Genomic DNA, 19,620 nt, shown 5'->3' on the forward strand with positions numbered 1-19,620 from the left:
TTTACCGGTGTGACCGAAACGAGGCGTAAACAGCCCTTGAACAGCCCTCAGGACCCATTTGAAGCAGCTTGGGGCTGCTTCAAATAGTCTCGGCTTCAGGAATGCGCGAAAATGTCCTCGGCCTCCCAGCCGCCGAGGTCGAGCCTGGCCCGGGTCGGCAGGAAGTCGAAGCAGGCCTGCGCCAGTTCGGTGCGGCCCTCGCGCGCAAGCATGGTGTCGAGCCGCTCGCGCAGGCCATGCAGGTGCAGCACGTCGGAGGCCGCATAGGCGAGCTGCGCCTCGCTGAGGCTGACTGAACCCCAGTCGCTCGACTGCTGCTGCTTCGACAGGTCGATGTTGAGCACCTCGCGCACCAGGTCCTTCAGGCCGTGCCGATCCGTGTAGGTGCGGCTCAGCCGCGAGGCGATCTTGGTGCAGTAGACCGGCTGCGGCATCACGCCGAAGGCATTGTAGAGCGCGGCGAGATCGAAGCGGGCGAAGTGGAAGATCTTGGTGATGTTGGGATTGGCGAGCAGCGCCTTCAGGTTCGGCGCGTCGCTATGACCCATCGGAATCTGGATCACATCGGCGCTGCCGTCGCCATTCGACATCTGCACCACGCAGAGCCGGTCGCGGTGCGGATTGAGCCCCATGGTCTCGGTGTCGATCGCAACCGAATCGGTGTAGCGGGAAAGATCCGGCAGATCGCCGCGATGCAGGCGGATGGTCATGGCGTGGGGAACCTCTTCGAATCGGCAGAGCCCAAAATCCTAAAGTAACGTCGAAGTCGCCGACAAACGAGGGCCCGGCGCGCCAAATCGCGTACTTTACGGGGGTCTTTTCCAGATCGGCTGAGTTGCGTCAATATGGGCCGCGACCACAAAAAGGGGGATGCGATGAAAGCCGAACAGCAGCGATTGCCGCGTTTTGCCGTGCTGATCGATGCCGATAACACCTCACCGCTGATTGCCGGCGGCCTGTTCGAGGAAGTCGCGAAATTCGGCGAGGCCAGCGTGCGCCGAATCTACGGCGACTTTTCCGGCCCGCACCTGAAATCGTGGTCCGAGATCCTGCAAAAGCACGCCATCGATCCGTACCAGCAGTTTGCCTACACCAAGGGCAAGAACGCCTCCGACATCGCGCTGGTCATCGATGCCATGGACCTGCTGCATAGCGGACGGTTCGATGGTTTTTGCCTGGTGTCATCCGACAGCGATTTCACGCGGCTTGCCTCACGCATGCGCGAGCAGGGCGCCGACGTCTACGGGTTCGGCGCCCAGAAGACACCCGAGAGTTTTCGGCAGGCCTGCCGCAGGTTCATCTACACCGAGAATCTGTTGCCGGCGGCGGCGACGACCTCCAACACGGAGACGCCGTCCAGACCGGTCGCTTTGCAGCCCCGGAGTGCCGCGATCCCTATTTTGAAAAAGGCCATTTCGCAGATCGAAAGCGAGGATGGATGGGTCCTGCTGGGACGGGTCGGCGATCAGCTTTCAAACCTGTTTTCCGATTTTGACGTTCGCTCCTACGGCCACAGCAAGCTCAGCGATCTCGTGCGCAAGACGGAAGCCTTCGACGTTGAAAGGATCGACAGTGCGCATCTGCGGATCAGGGCCAAGGCCGACAGCAGCGGGGCGAAGGGCAAGGCGAAGTAGCGTCGCCCCATCGCGCATGACTTGGCAGGGCCCGGAGACAAAAATCGCGAAAACAACCCCATGCAAAGAAAGCAACCCATTGTAAAGTCGCCGGTTTTCCGACCCGGATTCGGTTTGAAAAAACAGGCAATCCAATAATCTTGACCCGATGGGATAGGACGTGGAGAACCCGCAAAACGGATCGCAAGTGATCCTCCTCATTCGACTTCGGTGAAGTCAGTCACCGTACATATCGCGAAAGTCCGGTCAGCCGCTCCATGAGGATCAACAGCCCGACCGTGGCGGCGATCAGCACCCCGGACGCAGCTGCGGCGCGAACATCGAGCAGGTTCTCGATCAGGTCCCACAAGCGGACCGGCAGCACCTCGGAGTGAGCGTCGGCGAGAAACAGCGAGATCGCGACGTTATCGAAGGACGCCATGAAGGCGATGAAGGCGCCGGCCGCGATGCCGCCCCGCGCCAGCGGAAAAATGACCCTCGAAAAGGTGAACCATTCGCCGGCGCCCAGGCTGCGTGAGCACTCCTCGAGGACCGGCTCGATTTGAGCGAGGCTTGCCAATGTCGTCCGCAGCACGAATGGGAAGCAGATGACGGTATGTCCGACGATGAGTGTCATCAGCGAAACCCCGACGTTCATCAGATTGAAGGTGAGTAGCAGGCCCAGCCCGAGGGCCAGCGAGGGCAATAACAGCGGGGACATCAGCATGGTGTCAGCAGCACGGGCCCAGCCGGCCTTGCTGGCGGTGATGGCAAGCGCGGCGGCGGTCGCCAGCACGGTCCCTGCGAACGTCGCCGCAGCTGCGACCTTCAGGCTTACCAACGTGGCGGCGGTGATTTCCGGCGAAGCGAAAAATAACGCGTGATACCACTGGAGCGAGAATCCCGGCGGTGGAAATCGCAGCGTGGCCGCCGAGGTGAATGAGGCGATCAATACAATCACAGTCGGCAGCGCCAGCAACACCATGGCAATCCCGCCGAAGCCTCCAATGACCAAGGCATAGCTCCATCGATCCAGTTCGCGCCACATCTTCGTGCGCGCAGGCATGTCGGTCGGTCGCATTGGGTCAGACATGGAGATGTCTCGTCGCGAGGCGGCCGAGCGTGTTCAGCATGGCGACCACCGCCAGAACCGAAACCAGAAGCATCAGCGAAATTGCCGCTGCGAACGGCCAGTTCTGACCCTGCATGCCTTGCTGATAGATGTAGAGCGGTGTGAACAAGAGCCGGCCTCCACCGACAATCGATTGCGTCACCAACGCGCTACAAGCTGCGGCGAACACCAGAAGCAGGCCCGCGATCACGCCCGGCAGACTGAGGGGCAACACGACCTGGAACAGGGTTCGCCATCTGCCAGCTCCGAGCGCGATCGAGGCCTCCTTCAGGCGTGGATCGATCGCCGCAAGTGCCGAAATGATCGGCAGGGTCATGATCGGCAGTTCGATCTGCGCCAGCGCCAGCACAAGCAGAGGCTCGGTATAGAGCAGCGCGACCGGCGCATTGGCCAACCCCATTGCAACCAGGGCTTCATTGATGAGGCCCTGCCGACCGAGGATGACCACCCAGGCGAAGGTCCGCACCACCGCGCTGGTCAGCAGTGGCAGGATAATCAGAAAGATCAGCAGCTTCTGAAATCGTGGAGATGACGCCACGAACAGCAGCGCCAGAGGGTAGCCGAGCAGCAACGCGACGATTGCCGTTTCCAACCCGAGCAGCAGGGTTCTGCCGAGCACAGGCAGGCTCAGGCCGTCGGTGAAGAAGCGCTCGTAGTTCGCCAAAGTGGCGCCACCCTCTCCGCTGACGCTGGCGACCAACAACATGACAATGGGCAGCAGAACGAACAGGAAGAAAAAAATCAGGAGCGGTAGCGCGAGCCATGACTTGCCGAACCGCAATCGAGGCGGCGCAAGGACCGGCAAGGCCTTGCTGTCTTCAAACGGCGTGCTGGCTACGCTCATGGTCATCGCATTGTGTCTGTTGTGTCGTCAGATGCGGATGTCCTTGCTGAAGCGTTCGATCAGGGCGCTGCGCTGCGGATTGAGCGTCTTCCAGTCGATCAGCGTGAGCTTGGCAAGCTCCTCGTTGTTCCCTGCGATTTTCTGCAGTTCGGCGCCGAACGCGACGGATTTGTTGGTCGGCGCGAGGAAGTTCGGCGAGGCTGCCATTTGCGCCTGCACCTCGTTCGAGAGCGCCGTGTCGATGTAGGTATAGGCAAGATCGCGGTTCTTGCTGTTCTCGATGACATGCAGCGAGTTGCGTACCAACGCCCAGCCGGAATCAGGCTTGGCGATGGCAACCGGGACGCCGCGCTGGACCAGCGGCAGAATCGCATTCAGATAGTTGAAGCTGATATCGATCTGGCCTTGCTGGAACAAGGTCGCCAGAGCGCCGGGGTTGGGGGCGACTGCACCGACAAACGGCAACAGCTTCTTCACCGCCTCAAACCCCGGCTCCATGTTCTTCTCGCTGCCGCCGTGCAGCTTGGCGATCTCGACCATCCACGCGGCGCCCAGGCTGCTGCCCAGCCCCGTGATGCCGACGCGGCCTTTATATTCCGGCTTCCACAGATCGAGCCACGAGATCGGCGGCGTCTTGATGGCAACGGGATTGTAGACGATGCCCATCACCTGCGCCGAGACGAAGGCGCCGCGCCCATTCGGATCGATGAAGCGGTCCGGAAGATTGGAGAGGTTCTTCACTTCTGCTTTCGGCAGCTGTGCGAAGATGCCGAGATCGAGTGCCGCCAGGTAGGGCCCTTCGTCCATCAGCACGACGTCGAAGGGAGGGTTCGCCTTGGATGCCGAGATCTTCGTCACCGCATCGAGTGCCAAAACGGGCTGCAATGCGACGGTCGCGCCACTCGCCTTGCTGAAGGCAGGCAGGAGGATTTGTCGTTGCGCGACTTCCCAGGTGCCGGGATAGGTCGTGGCGATCATGCTGCCGGCGGCCCGCGCCGCACCGGACATGCCGGACAGCAGGGAGGGCGTCAGCATCGCCGCCGCACCGGAACCGAGCAATTGACGGCGGGAAAGATTGCGAGTGGTCATGACACCTCCAGATGTGCGCCGTCAGTCAATGTAGACGGGGCATAGGGTGGGATCGGAAAGCTTCAGGTGGACGCTTTGGCCGGGCGTGACAGCGGGCCCGGCACCGCGCATTTGCAGGACCTTCAATGGTGTGCCGTCCGGCATCGCCACGTCGTAGGCAATGGTCGCTCCCAGGGGCATCACCGATTGCACGACGGCAGGTAACGAGGCATTGGGCGTCGGCTCGGATGCGATGCGCAGATTTTCTGGCCGAATCGACACTTGAACGCGTCCGGCGCGGCCACATGGCTTCGCGAACGGCAGGATCCGCCGGGCGCCCGCGTCGATCACAATCTCCGGCTCGCCCGCCCCCCGCAACAGCTCGCCCGGCAACAAATTGGTGTGACCGACGAAGCCGCTGACGAAGCGGCTGGCAGGCCGATCATAGATTTCTTGCGGCGTGCCGAACTGTTCCAGGCGGCCGGCATTGAAGACGGCGATCCGATCGGCAAGGCTAAGCGCCTCTTCCTGATCGTGCGTGACCATGATCGCGGTCAGCCCGGCATCGCGCTGGATACGCTTGAGTTCAATTTGCATGTCGAGGCGCAGATTCTTGTCGAGCGCGCCGAATGGCTCGTCCAGCAGCAGGATCGAGGGATCGACCGCGAGCGCACGTGCCAGCGCAACGCGCTGTTGCTGTCCGCCGGAAAGCTGCTTCGGATAGCGGTCCGCCATCGTCGTCATCCGCACGAAGCGAAGCATTTCGGCGACCCGGACTTCGCGCTGGACTCGTGATTGTCCGCGGGCGCTCAAGCCGTATCCGACATTGCGGGCCACGTTCATGTGCGGGAACAGCGCATAATTCTGAAAGACGATACCGACGCCGCGCTCGTCGGGACCAAGCGCACCAACCGAAGCACCGGCGATCCGGACCTCGCCCTGGCTCGGCTTGATGAAACCGGCGACGATTCTCAAAAGAGTCGTCTTCCCGCAGCCTGACGGTCCGAGGAATGCGACGAGTTCACCGGGCTCGATCGACAGCGATACGTTGTCGATCGCAATCGCCTCGCCGAAACGGTGCGAGACAGCGCTCAATTCGAGCGCGGCCCCGCGTCCCCGGACCACGGCTTGTGATGGAGGGCGATCGACACCCATGGATGGTCATCCCTTGAGGAAAAGCCGGATCACATGCGGCAAACAATCCACCAGATTGTAAACAAACAAAAGGACATATTGTAGACATTTGTGATCGCGTTTTAGGCAACCGGCGTGTGGCGCACCGGTCAAGCCTTTTTCCGCGCCGACTTGCGTTTCGACACGGGGACAATGCCAAGATCCTGAAAGATCGTGGCAATTCCGGCATCGCCTTCGGAGCCGTCGAGCCTCAGGCGCGCCTGCATCTCGGCCAAATGCTCCTCCATCGCCCGTATGGCCCCGGCCTTGTCACGGGCGAGAATTCTCTCGGCGATGCGGGGATGGGCGTTGGGACAATGATCTTCGGCCCCTGGCGGCTCGAATTGCGCGATGATGAGCGACGTGCGCAATGCCAGCTCTTCCATGAATTTGGCCAGCACCGGATTGCCGCTGAGACGCGCGACTTCAACGTGAAAGCCGGCGCTGAAATTAAGGCCATCCCACCGGTCGTCGTGGCTATGAGATTGCTCCGCGGCCACGAGATGCTGAAGTTCTTGCGCCGTTGCCTCACTCAAATTGTCGATGGTGCGGGCGATTGCCGCGCCTTCCAATGTCTTGCGGGCATCGAAGATAGCCCGCGCCTCGTCCGCCGATGGCTGCGAGACGAAGGCGCCGCGATTGGGGATATGCGTTACCAGATTGCGCGAGCCTAGGTGGGAGAGCGCCTGACGGATATGCATCCGGTTCGTGCCGAATGCCGAAGCCAACTCCGTTTCGCCGAGTTTCATGCCGGGACGCAGGCGCTTCAGGCTGATGGCCTTCAGGATGCCCTGAACAACGGGGTCCTGATCCAGGCTGCCGTGGTCGGCATCAATCGAATCCTTTCGTGCCCGCATGCTTTCGTCCAATTCGCTATCGAATCCTGCACGTGACATTCGCACAGCGCGGTGACAACCGTGCGCACAATATATAGGCAACAATATGTAGGAAATATTGTTTACAATATTCGCGAGAGCCGACTACGATTTGTGACACCCGAGGCCTCGCTGGAGACGATCATGAGACAGCGCGATCTAATCGGTTATGGCGGCCGCCCGCCGGCCGTCGTCTGGCCGAACGGAGCGCGGGTTGCCGTTTCCCTGGTGGTCAATTTCGAGGAGGGCGCCGAACTGGCGGTTGGCGATGGCGACGATATCAACGAACGCCTCGGCGAAGTCGTCAGCGTTGTCGAGCCAGGACGGCGCGACCTCGGGCAGGAAGAGATGTTTGCCTATGGGATGCGAGCGGGCCTATGGCGCTTTCTCGAGGCCTTTGACCATCACAAACGCCCGGTGACCTTCTACATGTGCGGCCGCGCCGTCGAGCGCCTGCCCCAACTCGCCGCAGACGTCGTCAACCGTGGACATGAGCCCGCCTGCCACGGCTGGCTGTGGCGGCCGCATGCGGATTTCACCGATCGCGCCGAGGAGAAGGCATCTCTCATCCGCTGCATCGATGTCATCAGAAAGGTGACGGGCGAACGGCCGCTCGGCTTTTGCTGTCGCGGAAGCCAGAGTATTCACACGCGCGACCTGCTATCCGAACTCGGCTTTCTCTACGACTCCAACGGCTTCGACGACGATCTGCCCTATGCCGCTCCCGCCGCGCCCACGGAAATGCTGGTGGTGCCCTATTCGTTCGACTGCAACGACATGAAGTTCTTCCATCCAAACGGCTTCGTCGAACCCGATCAGTTCGTCCGATACGCGCAGGCTGCGTTGTCGACGTTGCTGGACGAAGCCGAGCGTGGCCGAAGCAGCCTGCTCAACATCGGCTTTCATCTTCGTATCTGCGGGCGCCCGGCCCGCTTCGCGGCAGTCAAAGAAATTCTGAAGCTGCTCGACGAGCTCGGCCCTCGTGTCTGGGTGGCGCGTCGCATCGATATCGCCCGCCATTGGCTGGCAAATGCCAATGCCGCGGATCATGTCGGTATCGGAGCCGAAGTCGGGCGCGTCCAGGCATGACCGTTCAGCGCTTCGCGCAGGCGCCCCGCGCAATAGGGCTAATCCTGCCCTCATCCAATCGGGTGGTCGAGCGGGTCACCCACGACGTTCTGAACTTTATCCCGGGCATCGATGCCTGCTTCGCCCGCATCCCTTATTTTGGAAACGGGCAAGGCCAGCCCCCCGATCGTTATGACGAAAAGCCATTCATGGCCGCCGCCGAACTTCTCGGTCATGCCGGCGTCGATGTCATCTGCTGGAACGCCACGCGCGGCTCGGCCCTCGGCTTCTCGCACGATCGCAAACTATGCGCTCAACTTGCGCAACAGACGGGCCTGCCGGTCGTCACAACGGCACTTTCGGCTCTCGACGCGTTCCAGCATTTCAACACTCGCCGGATTGCCCTGGTCACGCACGGCACGCCGGAGCAAGGCGCCATATTCAAGGCGAATTTTGCCGAACAGGGAATCGAGACCAACGCGGAACTGCATCTGGGCCTTACCGACAATCTCGCGGCGGCCGCGGCGCGATTTGAGCCCGTGATCGACTTCGCCCGAGAGAGCGCTGCGCGGGCCAATGTCGATGCCGTACTGATCTGGAGCACCAATTTGCCGGGACATGCCTATGCAGCCGACCTGGAAGTGCAGACAGGTATTCCCGTCCTCGATTCCGCGGCCATTGGAGTCTGGGCGGCACTACGCGCCCTGGGAATAGACCGGCGCCCCGTCAGAGGGCTGGGGCGGCTCTTCGTCTAAATTTCGTCGTCACAACTTCTCCAGCGTGTGAAGTAAACGCGCCACGTGGCCGCCTGCTCATCTTGAGCAGCAAGGATAGTGCGCAGTTTGTGCGCGGCGCTGAAGCGTGTTGCCGCAGCGCGGCATTCGCAGGCTCTATTTGGCTTTCTGCATCTTGGTCACGGTGTAAGCGCCACCGGCGTTCTCCGCCTCGAACTCGACATTGTCGCCGACCTTGACCTGCTTGAGCATGGCGGGGTCCTTGACCCGAAAGACCATCGTCATTCCCTCGTCCATGCCGAGGCTCTTGATCGGCCCGTGCTTGAGGGTGACCTTGCCGGCGGATTCGTCGATCTTCTTGACCTCGCCCTTAACGGCGGTCGCGCCTTGCGCATGCACGGGCGGTGCCATCAGGCCCAACACGAAAATCGCCGCTGCCAGCGTCTGAATCATTTTCTTCATTGTCGTCTCCTTTTTCCGAATGCTTGCAGTCTTCGTCTCACTTCACGATCACCCGGCCGGTCATGCCGTATTCTCGATGGTTTGGGATCAGGCAGGAATACTCGAATGTGCCGGACTTGCTGAACCGCCAGAGAATCTCGGCCGATTTGTTCGGGGCGAGGCGGACCGCGTTGGGCTCGTCGTGCTCCATATGCGGGTGCTTCTTCATGTCCTCCGCGTGTTTTAGATTCTCTTCGGTGGTCGCAAGCAGAAACTCGTGATCTTCCTTTCCGACGTTGCGGATCACGAAGCGGATCTGTTCCCCACGCTTCACCTCGATGCGGTACGGCTTGTACTCCATCTCGCTCATCTGAACCTCGATGGTGCGCGACGGCTTTTTGGGATTGCCGGGTTCTCCCGCGGAATACGATTGGTGGCCGTGCTTCTTGTGGGCAAGAGCCGGCCCGGCGGCGACGAGCGCACACAGCGCGAGGCCGGTTATCGTGAATCTGTTCATCAAGTTCTCCTGTTGTGACGGTTCGGAAAAGCAGCTCAGGTCTTGCCGCGCTTGCCATGCGCGTGTGGCGCCTGCGGTTTTTTATTGGAGGGCGTATCCTGCCGTGCGGGGGCAGCCGCAGGCGCATCTACTTCCCAGGCGACGGTGCCTTGCGGAAACTTGTACGGGCCGGGATCGGTGTAATTATCGCGCGCCATCCCCTCGCGGATCTTCATGACCGTGAACATGCCGCCCATCTCGATCGGGCCGAACTGGCCGGTGCCGGTCATCATTGGCAGCGTGTTGTCCGGGGCGGGCATCTCCATGGTGCCCATCGACATGCCGGTCGAGCCCATCACCATGGCGTCGGGCGCGAGTTTGCCGACGGCCTTGGCGAGATCCTTCCTCGACACGCCGATCATGTTGCGCACGTCGTGACCCATGGCGTTCATGGTGTGGTGCGACTTGTGGCAATGGAACGCCCAGTCGCCGGGGTTATCCGCCAGCACGTCGAACGCCCGGATGGCGCCGACCGGCACGTCGGTGGTGGTCTCCGGCCATTGCGCGCTTTCCGGAATCCAGCCGCCATCGGTGCATGAGACCACGAACTTGTGACCATGCAGATGGATCGGATGGTTGGTCATCGTGAGATTGCCGATCCGCACGCGGACCTTGTCGCCAAGGCGCACCGGCAGCGGATCGATGCCGGGGAATACGCGGCTGTTCCAGGTCCACATGTTGAAGTCGGTCATCTCGTTGACCTTCGGCAAGTAAGTGCCGGGATCGATCAGGTAGCTGCTCATCACGAAGACGAAGTCGCGGTCGACCGGCCGGAACGACTGATCGCGCGGATGCACGACGAACATGCCCATCATGCCCATCGCCATCTGCACCATCTCGTCGGAATGCGGGTGGTACATGAACGTTCCGCTGTGCTTGAGCTGGAACTCGTAGACGAAGGTCTTGCCCGGCGGGATGTGCGGCTGGGTGAGGCCGCCCACGCCATCCATCCCGCTCGGCAAAATCATGCCGTGCCAGTGCACGGTGGTGGCTTCAGGCAGGCGGTTGGTGACGAAGATGCGGACCTTGTCGCCCTCGACCGCCTCGATGGTCGGCCCCGGGGCCTGGCCGTTATAGCCCCACAGATTGGCCTTCATGCCTTCGGCGAATTCGCGCACCACCGGCTCGGCGACGAGATGGAATTCTTTCCAGTCGCCGTTCATGCGCCACGGCAGCGACCAGCCGTTCAGCGTCACCACCGGCCGGTAATCGGGACCCGAGGTCGGATGCAACGGCGGCTGCATCACCGCCTTGTCCATCGTCGGTGCCTCGGGAATGGCGGCGGCCTGCACGCGGCCGGTGACGGCGCTGGCGCCGACCAGGGCAGCGGTGCCGAGAAATCCCCTGCGTGAATACATCGTCACTCTCCTCTAGTGTCCGCCGGCCGCCGGCGCGGCCGCGGCTGTCGTCGTTGGCGTTTGGCTTGTCGCGCCGGATCCACCACCATTGACCGCGGTCTGCAGGTCGGATTGCGCCAGCCAGAATTGCCGCTTGGCGTCGATTGCAGCGCGCAGCGAGGCCAGGCGCTGCCGCGCTTCGGTCAACAGCGCGAACACGTCGATCTGCATGCTGGAGAAGCGAAGCTGCATCTCCTCGGTGATGATCTGGCGCAGCGGCAGGATCTCGCGCTGATAGTGGCTGGCAATGTCGTAGCGCGAGCGGTAGACCCGGTAGGCGTCGCGCGCCTCCGAACGCACATCCACCGCTTTTTCGGTCAGGCGGTTGAATGCCTGGTTGTAGATTTCGGCGGCTTGCCGGACGCGGACCTCGCCGCCATCGAAGATCGGAATCTGGAACGCAAGCTCGAAACCCCGTTCCCGGAATGGCGCGCCTTCTGGCTCCCGGGTTTTCTTGTCGATCCCCGCAAGATCGAGCAGCGTGACGAATCGTGTTGCCTCTGTGAGCTTGAGCGACTTTGCAAGAAGACCCAACTCGATGCGGGCCCTCTGCAGATCGATACGATGTGCAACGGCATTCACCTCGACGAGCGGCAGCGACAGGGCCCGGCGCGGCAAGGCCGGCATTTTCTCTGGCAGCCGGAACCCGAGATCGCCGTCCCATAGTCCAAGCAGGCGGATCAGCCGTTCGCGGGCGCTCGCCGCATCCTGACGAAATGCCGCCAGATCGGCCGTGACCTCGGCGTAAAAAACCTGCTCGCGGGCCTGGTCAAGCTTGTTGAGCGAGCCGGTCTCGCCGAGCTTCAGGGCAAGCTGCGCGGTGGATTCGGCGGTGGACTTCGCATCGGTAAACAGGACGACCAGTTCGTTGGCCCCGACGGCACGATAATAGGCACGCCTGACCTCGGCCGCGAGCCGCAGCGTTTCCTCGGCCGCGCGCAGCTGAGCCTTGTGGAAGCGCTGGCGGGCGATCTCCGAGCGGAACGGCAGGGTCGCCAGCGCCAGAATGTCGCCGACGACCTGACGCTCGATCTCGTACCCGCCGTTGCCTGTGATGCGAGAAATCGCGAACGTCGGATTGGGCGGCAGACTTTCCTCGACAAACTCGGCTTCTGCCAAAGCCAGTTCGTTGTATGCCGCCTGCAGGCCGCGATTGTTGAGAAGCGCGACCTGGACGGCGGTGTCCACGGTCAGGGCCCGGCGAAGCAGGCCCTGGACGGCGCCTCTCGCCCGGTCCGCGTCGTCGGCGGTGCGAATCGACACCACGTCTTTGTTGATGGTCTCGCTGGCAACGGCGGCGACGACGTTCATGCCGCGATCGGGCGAGAACGATGCGCAGCCGGAGAGCGCCATGCCAACGGTCAGCAGCAGGCCAGCCACAGGCGCTCGGGTCGCGAGGTGAATACTCATTGCGACTCCTGCTTGGTCTTTGGCGTCACATTCTCGTTGCGCTCGCGCCAGGACGTGGGCGCCGCCGGGCGCAGGCTGGAGTAGGGCGCGATGGTCGAGCGGTACTCGACGCCTTTGACGCGCACGGCGGGATCGGAAGGATCAGCCGCGGCAAGCCGCGCGCTCTGCGGCATGCAGGCCGAGACCGCGGCGGCGAGGGCGAACAGGGTCGCACCGATCCGAAGGTGAGCGGTAAGGCGGCATCCACCCACCCCAATGGAGGCGGGCTTCCCCGAAAGTTGCGAAGACATGAATGCGTCCTGATCTGTCGATGGAGCACAGGCGCGCGTGCGATTGCCGCGCGCCGCTGGCCGTCGTTAAGTCAGGTCAGACGTTCGGCGGACGGTCGAGCAGCGGCGGCGTCGTGCCGCGCAGCCTGCGTACGTTCTCGGAGACGCGGATCGACCCCGGGGACATCGGTTTTGCGATCGCCGGCAGGTCCGCTGTGATCGCGGAAAGGCAGTGCATCGCGCAGCAGGGGCCCGGTGAAGTCGTGCCGTCATGCTGGTGCTTGACGCCATCGGCCTGCCCGGCCGCGTCCGCGCTGCCGTGTTGGTGCGACGTGCCATGCTGCGACGTGCCATGGCTGGCAAAGTCGTGCCCGGAATGGTCGTGATCATGCAGGGCGGCTGTCGCCGCGATCTCAGCCGGCAGCCATGCCGCGGGGCCGCCGAGCGCAAGGGCCGCCCCTGGCGCCAGCACGCAAAAGAGATAGAGCAAGGCGACAAGCCACCCGGCTCTGGCTCGATTCGATCTGGTGAGGCGCACGAACATCGGCGCGAACCCTATCGCCAAGCATCGGTTCCGCCAAGTGGCTTTGGCGCCCAAAATGCAAGCCGCGTCGCATCGTCGACCCTTGGCCGATGATCTCGTACGCGCTGTGTCCCGGTTTGTGGACCGGTCAGCGGACCAAGAGTCCGCCTTTCAGCGATATCATGGGCATGGGCAAATGGTGCCCAGGAAAGGACTCGAACCTTCACGGCCGTTAAGCCACTGGCACCTGAAGCCAGCGCGTCTACCAATTCCGCCACCTGGGCCCGGGCGGGTTAGTAAGGATGCGTCGCGCGCTTGTCAAATTGATGAATTGGGACCCAAATACGCTGTACAGCGACGCCCGCTTGGCGTATCGCGAATCCGCTAAATATGCCCACTATCTCTCGAATTTGACCCCCAGGATTGGACACCATGGCATCGAACTCGGAAACGCTCGTCACGGTCTTCGGCGGATCGGGCTTTCTGGGGCGAAACGCGATCCGGGCGCTGGCCAAGCGCGAATACCGCATCCGGGTGGCGGTGCGGCGGCCGGAACTGGCCGGGCACCTGCAGCCGCTCGGCAGGGTCGGCCAGATCCACGCCGTGCAGGCCAATTTGCGTTATCCGGCCTCGGTCGAGGCGGCAATGCGGGGCGCGCAGGTCGCGATCAACCTGGTCGGCATCCTGGCCGAGGGCGGCGCGCAATCCTTTGACGCCGTGCAGGCCAGGGGCGCGGAAACCATCGCCAAGGCGGCAGCGGCCGTCGGCGGCCAGATGGTGCATGTCTCCGCGATCGGGGCTGACGAGAACTCGCCCTCGGGCTATGGCCGCTCCAAGGCCGCCGGGGAAAAGGCCGTGCTGGCAGCCTTGCCCGCCGCCACCATCCTGCGGCCGTCGCTGATGTTCGGGCCCGACGATCAATTCACCAACCGCTTTGCCGCGCTCGCCCGCATCTTGCCGGCGCTGCCGCTGATCGGCGGTGGCGCGACGCGGATGCAGCCGGCCTATGTCGGCGACGTCGCGACCGCGGTGGCCGAGGTGGTCGATGGCAACGCAAAGCCCGGCGCTATCTATGAGCTCGGCGGGCCGGAAGTGCTGACCATGCGCGAGATCATGGAAGTCATTCTCAAGATCACCGAACGCCGGCGCATGCTGATCTCGCTGCCGTTCGGGCTTGCCAAATTCAAGGCGCAGTTCCTGCAATTCGCACCGGGCGCACTGAAGCTGACGCCGGACCAGGTGGAGATGTTGCGCACCGACAATGTGGTGTCGGACGAAGCAAAGGCCGCAGGCCTGACGCTGGAAGGGCTCGGCATCGCGCCGGATTCGATGGCAGCGATCGCCCCGCAATATCTCTGGCGCTTCCGCGCCGCCGGGCAATTCCAAAGGAAGAGCGCGTAGTTCGTCGTCCCTGCGAACGCAGGGACCTATACTCCGCGGCCGATGTTGTTGAAAAAGAAAGACAACGACCAGCGCGCAAAACCAATATCCGCCGGTGTTTATGGGTCCCTGCGTTCGCAGGGACGACGTGTGGATGGATTACAGTCCCAGCGCCAGCGCGATCAGGCCGAGCGTGCCGATGATGATGCGCCACCACGCGAAAAACGTGAAGCCGTGGCGCGTGACGTAGGTCAGGAAGGTCTTCACCACGATCATCGCGGTGATGAAGGAAACCACGAAGCCGATCGCGATGATGCCGATATGGTCGGTCGTCATCTCGCCGCGGTTTTTATAAAAGTCATAGGCGAACGCGCCGATCATGGTCGGGATCGCCAGGAAGAACGAAAACTCCGCCGCCGAGCGCTTGTCGCCGCCGAGCAGCATCGCTGCCACGATGCTGGCGCCGGAGCGTGATACGCCGGGAATCATCGCCACGCACTGCGCGATGCCGATCCACAGATACATCATCAGCGGATACCGCGTGGCATCGTCCTCGTGCGGTTTGAGATGGAGCTGATCGACCCAGATCAGAACCGCGCCACCGACGATCAGCGAGAAACACACCACCCAGGGATTGAACAGCAGTTCCTTGATGTACTTGCCGCCAACCAGGCCGATCAGCACCGCCGGCAGGAACGCAACCAGCACCCCGATGACGAAGCGCCGGTCATCGGGATTGGAGAACATCCCGAGCGCCACCCGCCACAATTTGGCGAAATAAAGCGCCACGATGGCGAGAATCGCGCCGAGCTGAATCAACACGACAAAACTCTGCCAGAAATTGCCCTCACCAAGACCAAAGAAGCGCTGCGCCAGCAACAAATGGCCCGTCGAGGACACCGGCAGGAATTCCGTGACACCCTCGATGATGCCAAGAATCACCGCCCGCACTGCATCTGACATCATGATTGGGTCCGTTCCGATTGAAAGCAGCGGAAAAAGCCGGGCCCTTCTCGCCTATTCGAACCTGTCTCGCAATCGCAAAAAAACAGCAAACACTGGTTGCCTCGTGCGCAGGCTCGGCTATAGCGTTTTCGACCGAACCGAGGTCTCGCGCGAGGAAAACGCATCAAAACAAAAGATTGCGGCCTCCGTTCTGATTTCATTCGCGACCCGAATAGGCTCTAGTGTCTCCATTCGATCGACGCAGCCTTGAAGGGATTGAGGATTTCTTAAGCGACGCGAACTAACCCCAGGGACTCCTAACCCCAAGGACATCCAAATCAGGACTTGCCGCCCAGGGATGTCCAAATCCAGGGGCTTGTGAATCAAGGACTTCATGTACACGCTGCACCATCATCCGTTCTGCCCGCATTCGCGCTTCATTCGCCTGGTGCTCGGCGAACACGGCCTCGATTTGCGGCTGGTGGAGGAACGGGTCTGGGAGCGGCGCGAGGCGTTTCTCGCGCTCAATCCCGCGGGCACGACGCCGGTGCTGATTGCCGAAGGTTATCCCGCGATACCCGGCGTCGGCATCATCGCCGAATATCTCGACGAGGTGCATGGTCCGAGCGCCAATGAACGGCGGTTGCTGCCGGTCTCGATGGCCGAGCGTATCGAGGTGCGCCGGCTGATGGCGTGGTTCAACGACAAATTCTTCGAGGAGGCCTCCAATCCGCTGGTGACCGAACGCATCTACAAGCGTTTCATGAGTGAAGAGAATGGCGGGGGTGCGCCGGCAGCCGACGTGATCCGCGCGGCCAAGGTCAATGTGCGCTATCATCTGGCCTATATCGGCTGGCTGGCGCAGACCCGGAACTTTCTTGCCGGCGACCGGCTGACCTACGCGGACCTCGCCGCCGCGGCACATCTTTCGGCGATCGATTATTTAGGCGACGTGCCATGGAGCGAGGACGACGCAGCAAAGGCGTGGTACGCGCGGGTGAAATCCCGCCCGTCGTTCCGTCCGCTGCTGAGCGAGTGGCTGGCGGGCGTGCCGGCGTCGCAGAGCTACGTGGACCTCGACTTCTGAACAAGGCCGTCAAGCTCTCCGGCGCCGACCTCAAGGCCGCGCTGGCTCGTGAAGCACGCACGCTGGGCTTCGATTGCATCGGCGTCACCGATCCCGAAGCGATCGCGCCGGCCGGCAAGCATTTTTACGAATTCCTCGAAGCCGGCGCCCACGGCGACATGGACTGGCTCGCCGCCAGCCCCGAACGCCGCACCGATCCGCGCGGGCTGTGGCCCGGCGTGCGCTCGGTGATCATGCTTGGCGTCAATTACGGGCCGGACGAAAATCCGCTGCACATTCTCGAAAAGCGCAGCTGCGGCGCGATCTCGGCCTATGCGCAAGGCGATGATTATCACGACGTCATCAAGAAGCGCCTGAAGGCATTGGCGCGATGGCTGGTCGCGATGTCGGGCGACGAGGTCAAAGTGTTCGTCGATACCGCGGCCGTGATGGAAAAGCCGCTGGCCCAGGCGGCTGGATTGGGCTGGCAGGGCAAGCACACCAATCTGGTGTCGCGCGAGTTCGGCTCATGGCTGTTTCTCGGCGCGATCTACACCGCCTCCGACCTGCCGCGCGACGAGGCGGACGACGATCATTGCGGCTCCTGCCGCGCCTGCCAGGACATCTGCCCGACCGCGGCATTCCCGGCGCCCTACCAGCTCGATGCGCGGCGCTGCATTTCCTATCTCACGATCGAGAACAAAGGCCCGATCCCGCACGAATTCCGCAAAGCGATCGGCAACCGCATCTATGGCTGCGACGATTGCCTCGCCGTGTGTCCCTGGAACAAGTTCGCGCAGGAAGGGCGCGAAACGAAACTCGCGGCCCGCGCGGAATTGCGGGCGCCAGAACTTTCGCAACTGGCTAGGCTCGACGACGGCGCGTTTCGCGCGCTGTTTGCCAAATCGCCGGTCAAGCGCATCGGCCGCGACCGCTTCATCCGCAATGTGCTGATTGCGATCGGCAACTCCGGCGATGCATTGCTGGCGCATGAGGCCGAACGATTGCTCGACGACGCAAGCGCGCTGGTGCGTGGCGCCGCGGTCTGGGCGCTGTCGCAATTGGTGGAGCGGGAGAAATTTAAGTCCCTCGCAGCGGGCGCGATGGGTGCGGAAGCGGACTTCTCGGTGCGTGAGGAGTGGCGCCGCGCGTAACCTCTCATCTGTCATGCCCCGCGAAGGCGGGGCATCCAGTATTCCAGAGGCCACTGAATTCAAATTAGTATGTCCCGGCGTACTGGATTGCCCGCCTTCGCGGGCAATGACAGCGGGGTTGATTTCGTCGCACGGTTTCCGTCATGTTCGCCGGCCATGACAAATCAGCCCTTCTTCGCCAAACGCGGCGATGCCGCTGTATCTGCATCGCCTGCCGGTGACGCGCTGGATCGGCTTTGACGTGGTCAACCACCACGCCAGCGACGGCATCGCGATCGGCGAGTGCTGGCTCTACGACGAGAAAGGCCCGATTGGCACGTCGACGGTGGCGGCATTGGCGAAGAAGAAACCGATGACGAGCGTCCCGCCGCCGTAGTTACTCCCGTCGTTCCGGGGCATCGCGCAGCGATGAACCCGGAACCTCGAGATTCCCCGATGCGCAATTGCGCATCTGAGGTTCGATGCTTTGCATCGCCCCGGAATGACGACGACGTCGTCACTCCACCAAATGCCGCGCCATCTCCGGTCGCGCCCTAAGCGCGGCGCCCTGTTTGGCGACGATCCTGGCGATCCGCTCCGGCGCAAAGTTCAGCTGGACGAACGCCGGCGCGGTGTTGGCGACCTCGTGGTATTCGCAAATCTTGTCGTCGCGCAGCCGCATGATGGCGACGCCCTCGAACATCGCCCGCGCGCCCTTGGCCTCCGGCAGCGTCGAGCGGTAGCTGAACGTATAGCGCGCATAAAGCGTCTGGCCGTCGCTGACGGGGCTGTGCATGTCCCAGCGAAAATCAGTGGCGGTGCGGTAGAACCAGTCGTCGATCAGCTCGGCGATTTTGGCGCGGCCGGCGAACGCGCCATAGAACACGTCGTGATAGACGCCGTCCTCCGTGAACAGTTCGGCGAATGCCTTGCCGTTATGCTGTTCGACACCATCGCAGAACGCGCGCAGCAGTTCGGATGTGTTCATGGCGTTTGTCTCCCTTTCTTGTTCACGGCCCATCCTTCGAGGCTCGCCGAAGTGGCTCGCACCTCAGGATGACGCAATACCCGTAGTCGTCACCCTGAGGTGCGCGCACTTGCGCGCCTCGAAGGGTGAATGCTTGCTCAGATCTCCGCTACCGCGGCGATGATGCGGGCGATGTCCTGTGGCCGCGACAGGCGGTGATCGCCGTCCTGGATCATGGTCAGCACCACGTCCTCGCTCGGCAGCCGGTGCGCCAGCGCGAATGCGTGCTGCCACGGCACATCAGGATCCTGCGCGCCCTGCAGGATGCGCACGGGGCAGCCGACCTCGATGGCGTTGCCGAGCAGCAGGTGGTTGCGGCCGTCCTCGATCAGCCCGCGCGTGATCGGATAGGGCGCGCCATCGCCATAGGGCGACGGCCGCATCCAGACGCCCTTGGTCTGGATCTCCTGCTGGATCTCGGGCGTAAACTGGTTCCACATCAATTGCTCGGTGAAATCAGGCGCGGGCGCGATCAGCACCAGTCCCGCCAGCGATGCCGGGCTCGCTTCGCGCCTGGCGATCTCGCGCGCCAGCAGCAGCGCGATCCAGCCCCCCATCGACGAGCCGATCACGATTTGAGGGCCGCGACAAAACCGCGCGAACACGGCCACGCTCTCTTCCAGCCAGCGCCCGATGGTGCCGTCGATGAAGGCGCCGCCGGATTCGCCATGGCCGGAATAGTCAAACCGGACGCAGGCGCGGCCGTGTTCGGCGGCCCAGGCATCCAGCGCCAGCGCCTTGGTGCCCTGCATGTCGGAGTTGAAACCGCCGAGCCAGATCAGGCCGGGTGCGGCCCCAGCGCGCACCCGGACTGCGATTTTGCGCTGGCCGTCACCGCTGCCCACCTCGATAAGGGCCGGTTCCTGATCGTTTGTCGCTGAATTGCTCATGGATTCGCTACTCTTGCCCGCTGCTTTGTCGGCGAGCGCGGGTCGTCGGTCAATCTCATCGGTCAAAGCGCACGCA

The 19,620-nt window shown here is 62.7% G+C and carries 21 protein-coding genes, 1 tRNA gene and 1 pseudogene; 7 read left to right on the forward strand and 16 right to left on the reverse strand.

The genetic code is table 11. The annotated features are described in order from the left end of the window. Positions 1-95: 95 nt before the first annotated feature. Positions 96-710: a ribonuclease D gene (locus ACSQ84_RS24425; RefSeq protein ID WP_436214277.1), complete on the reverse strand. Its 615-nt coding sequence runs from the start codon at positions 708-710 to the stop codon at positions 96-98. A gap of 165 nt (positions 711-875) precedes the next feature. Between ACSQ84_RS24425 and ACSQ84_RS24430 the strand changes: the two genes are divergently transcribed. Continuing rightward, positions 876-1,634 carry an NYN domain-containing protein gene (locus ACSQ84_RS24430; protein ID WP_436214278.1) on the forward strand — a complete coding sequence of 253 codons (759 nt, stop codon included), beginning with the start codon at positions 876-878 and terminating at the stop codon, positions 1,632-1,634. Between the two features lie 220 nt (positions 1,635-1,854). On the opposite strand, the gene ACSQ84_RS24435 is transcribed toward ACSQ84_RS24430, so the two are convergent. From ACSQ84_RS24435 to ACSQ84_RS24455, 5 genes are all read right to left on the reverse strand, one after another. Further along, a complete protein-coding gene (locus ACSQ84_RS24435) occupies positions 1,855-2,706 on the reverse strand; it encodes an ABC transporter permease (RefSeq protein ID WP_436214279.1) in 852 nt (283 codons plus the stop codon). Next, entirely contained in the window at positions 2,699-3,589 is an 891-nt protein-coding gene (locus ACSQ84_RS24440; protein WP_436214280.1) for an ABC transporter permease, read from the reverse strand. Before ACSQ84_RS24440 ends, ACSQ84_RS24435 begins: the two co-directional genes overlap by 8 nt. Before the next feature lie 27 nt (positions 3,590-3,616). Next, positions 3,617-4,678, reverse strand: coding sequence for an extracellular solute-binding protein (locus ACSQ84_RS24445; RefSeq protein WP_436214281.1), 1,062 nt, complete (start codon positions 4,676-4,678; stop codon positions 3,617-3,619). Positions 4,679-4,699: 21 nt separating this feature from the next. Further along, positions 4,700-5,812, reverse strand: a complete 1,113-nt coding sequence (locus ACSQ84_RS24450; RefSeq protein ID WP_436214282.1) for an ABC transporter ATP-binding protein — start codon at positions 5,810-5,812, stop codon at positions 4,700-4,702. Between the two features lie 128 nt (positions 5,813-5,940). Next, positions 5,941-6,699: a GntR family transcriptional regulator gene (locus tag ACSQ84_RS24455; protein ID WP_436214283.1), complete on the reverse strand. Its 759-nt coding sequence runs from the start codon at positions 6,697-6,699 to the stop codon at positions 5,941-5,943. 150 nt (positions 6,700-6,849) lie between these two features. Here ACSQ84_RS24455 and ACSQ84_RS24460 point away from each other — a divergent pair, with 150 nt between their 5' ends. Both ACSQ84_RS24460 and ACSQ84_RS24465 read left to right on the forward strand, forming a co-directional pair. After that, a complete protein-coding gene (locus ACSQ84_RS24460; RefSeq protein ID WP_436214284.1) occupies positions 6,850-7,794 on the forward strand; it encodes a polysaccharide deacetylase family protein in 945 nt (314 codons plus the stop codon). After that, positions 7,791-8,528: a maleate cis-trans isomerase family protein gene (locus ACSQ84_RS24465; RefSeq protein WP_436214285.1), complete on the forward strand. Its 738-nt coding sequence runs from the start codon at positions 7,791-7,793 to the stop codon at positions 8,526-8,528. Before ACSQ84_RS24460 ends, ACSQ84_RS24465 begins: the two co-directional genes overlap by 4 nt. 135 nt (positions 8,529-8,663) lie before the next feature. On the opposite strand, the gene ACSQ84_RS24470 is transcribed toward ACSQ84_RS24465, so the two are convergent. From ACSQ84_RS24470 to ACSQ84_RS24500, 7 genes are all read right to left on the reverse strand, one after another. Then, positions 8,664-8,960: a copper-binding protein gene (locus ACSQ84_RS24470; protein ID WP_436214496.1), complete on the reverse strand. Its 297-nt coding sequence runs from the start codon at positions 8,958-8,960 to the stop codon at positions 8,664-8,666. 46 nt (positions 8,961-9,006) lie between these two features. Further along, positions 9,007-9,465, reverse strand: a complete 459-nt coding sequence (locus ACSQ84_RS24475) for a cupredoxin domain-containing protein (RefSeq protein WP_436214286.1) — start codon at positions 9,463-9,465, stop codon at positions 9,007-9,009. A gap of 35 nt (positions 9,466-9,500) precedes the next feature. Then, positions 9,501-10,862, reverse strand: coding sequence for a multicopper oxidase domain-containing protein (locus ACSQ84_RS24480; protein ID WP_436214287.1), 1,362 nt, complete (start codon positions 10,860-10,862; stop codon positions 9,501-9,503). Between the two features lie 12 nt (positions 10,863-10,874). Then, on the reverse strand, positions 10,875-12,311 hold the full coding sequence (locus ACSQ84_RS24485) for a TolC family protein (protein ID WP_436214288.1): 1,437 nt from the start codon (positions 12,309-12,311) through the stop codon (positions 10,875-10,877). Further along, positions 12,308-12,601, reverse strand: coding sequence for a hypothetical protein (locus tag ACSQ84_RS24490; RefSeq protein ID WP_436214289.1), 294 nt, complete (start codon positions 12,599-12,601; stop codon positions 12,308-12,310). Before ACSQ84_RS24490 ends, ACSQ84_RS24485 begins: the two co-directional genes overlap by 4 nt. A 76-nt stretch (positions 12,602-12,677) precedes the next feature. Beyond that, positions 12,678-13,070: a hypothetical protein gene (locus ACSQ84_RS24495; protein ID WP_436214290.1), complete on the reverse strand. Its 393-nt coding sequence runs from the start codon at positions 13,068-13,070 to the stop codon at positions 12,678-12,680. Between the two features lie 230 nt (positions 13,071-13,300). Continuing rightward, a tRNA-Leu gene (locus ACSQ84_RS24500) sits at positions 13,301-13,387 on the reverse strand. Between the two features lie 148 nt (positions 13,388-13,535). On the opposite strand from ACSQ84_RS24500, the gene ACSQ84_RS24505 reads away from it, so the two are divergent. Further along, positions 13,536-14,504, forward strand: a complete 969-nt coding sequence (locus ACSQ84_RS24505; RefSeq protein ID WP_436214291.1) for a complex I NDUFA9 subunit family protein — start codon at positions 13,536-13,538, stop codon at positions 14,502-14,504. Between the two features lie 138 nt (positions 14,505-14,642). Here the strand turns inward: ACSQ84_RS24505 and ACSQ84_RS24510 are convergent, their stop codons facing one another. Beyond that, positions 14,643-15,449: an undecaprenyl-diphosphate phosphatase gene (locus ACSQ84_RS24510; protein ID WP_436214292.1), complete on the reverse strand. Its 807-nt coding sequence runs from the start codon at positions 15,447-15,449 to the stop codon at positions 14,643-14,645. A 373-nt stretch (positions 15,450-15,822) separates the two neighbouring features. Between ACSQ84_RS24510 and ACSQ84_RS24515 the strand changes: the two genes are divergently transcribed. The 3 genes and pseudogenes from ACSQ84_RS24515 to ACSQ84_RS24525 all read left to right on the forward strand — a co-directional run. Beyond that, on the forward strand, positions 15,823-16,515 hold the full coding sequence (locus tag ACSQ84_RS24515) for a glutathione S-transferase family protein (protein ID WP_436214293.1): 693 nt from the start codon (positions 15,823-15,825) through the stop codon (positions 16,513-16,515). Continuing rightward, positions 16,464-17,648: a tRNA epoxyqueuosine(34) reductase QueG gene (queG, locus tag ACSQ84_RS24520; protein WP_436214294.1), complete on the forward strand. Its 1,185-nt coding sequence runs from the start codon at positions 16,464-16,466 to the stop codon at positions 17,646-17,648. The genes ACSQ84_RS24515 and queG overlap by 52 nt, the downstream gene beginning before the upstream one ends. A gap of 181 nt (positions 17,649-17,829) precedes the next feature. Beyond that, positions 17,830-18,024, forward strand: a pseudogene (locus tag ACSQ84_RS24525) (acyl-CoA thioesterase domain-containing protein); the annotation flags it as partial. A 120-nt stretch (positions 18,025-18,144) separates the two neighbouring features. Here ACSQ84_RS24525 and ACSQ84_RS24530 read toward each other — a convergent pair. Then, positions 18,145-18,615, reverse strand: a complete 471-nt coding sequence (locus ACSQ84_RS24530; RefSeq protein ID WP_436214295.1) for a nuclear transport factor 2 family protein — start codon at positions 18,613-18,615, stop codon at positions 18,145-18,147. Between the two features lie 137 nt (positions 18,616-18,752). Beyond that, positions 18,753-19,544 carry an alpha/beta hydrolase gene (locus ACSQ84_RS24535; RefSeq protein ID WP_436214296.1) on the reverse strand — a complete coding sequence of 264 codons (792 nt, stop codon included), beginning with the start codon at positions 19,542-19,544 and terminating at the stop codon, positions 18,753-18,755. Between the last annotated feature and the right edge of the window lie 76 nt (positions 19,545-19,620).

Origin of the sequence: Bradyrhizobium sp. LjRoot220 (genome assembly GCF_964252915.1) — a bacterium.
GTDB lineage: Bacteria > Pseudomonadota > Alphaproteobacteria > Rhizobiales > Xanthobacteraceae > Bradyrhizobium.